This is a genomic window from Paenibacillus oenotherae (genome assembly GCF_019443105.1).
Classification (GTDB): Bacteria; Bacillota; Bacilli; order Paenibacillales; family Paenibacillaceae; genus Paenibacillus_Z; species Paenibacillus_Z oenotherae.
The window spans coordinates 1-1,211 of record NZ_JAHZIJ010000063.1; the positions used below are offsets into that span (position 1 = coordinate 1).

Here is a 1,211-nt window from a genome sequence, read left to right on the forward strand (position 1 = left end):
TTGAGCCGTTACTACGATTCTTCCTCCTCGAATGTCTACGACAAAGAGGTATCTTTCGGCTTATTTTGCTCCTGTATCATTGAATACGATGCGATCAGCTATACAGAGAGATATAACGACAATACAGGTGAACTGACCAGAGTAGCGAACTACGGGGGTACCTTCCACTTTACGGCTGACTCGCCTTTGGATAGAACAACAATGACCAATACCTACTATGTAGAGAGATGGCTCGGTTACATTATCGGACGAGCTGGTCAGGTAGCTTTCGCTAACGATTGGTCTGCACCTAACTCCAACGGGATTCGAACAAGGACGGTACAGGAAATTAAGACCAACCACAATGCCAAAATGTCAGTTCAAGTTATCGATCCAGGCAATGGGGGCATTATATGGACGAATGTGGCGACGAATACCCCCTACCAAGAACGGCTATATCCGCTTGGCACAGGCTGGTCCTGGGATATCCCCTATATCAAGATGGAACGCGGCAATAAGCAATATTTAAACATGGGAAGCCGTGGAACATACCAGATCGTCGGCAATTCACTGAAGGGTTACCAGTGGAAGGACCTCACGGTCGAATATGACACCTCTGTGCTTGTCGATAATGTGAGATCCATCAGGGTACTCAAGTCATTGGATGGGAATAAGCAGCATTTTGCCGATGACGGACGATTGATTCAAATCTCCGATGCGTATCAGAATACGATTCAATTCAAGTACGCCCAGCATGCTAAGTATGGTAAAGTGCTGACCTCCATAACCGATGCCATCGGCAACGCCATCAACATCGCTTATGACAACACAGGCATCACCTTGACCCAAGGGGATAAAGTGATTCGATACGACAAGGGGACGCAGCAGCGGATGAATCCAAGACCGCCCTTTGATGTCTTGAAGAGTGAATATTTGAGCCAGGTGACAGACCCGATCGGGAGAGTGACGCAATATCAGTATCAAGAGGGGAATGCGAAATTCAACCTGACATACACGAATCCCAGCGAAGAGAATCGTTACCTTCTGCTGAACAGAATCATCTATCCGACAGGAGCAACCTCAAGTTATACCTACCAAGACACGGCCACAACACGCGCGCTTGGTTCGAATGCAGCGGAAGAAGCCTACCGGATCACGAGCAGAGTGGATCGTGGCAATGGAATCGACTACAACAGGCTGGATTTCACGTACAATTCCGATGTCGGCAGCAC

General features: G+C 48.1%; 1 pseudogene. It reads left to right on the forward strand.

The features are described 5' to 3' along the window. Nucleotides 1–1,211: pseudogene (locus K0T92_RS24500) on the forward strand (hypothetical protein); the annotation flags it as partial.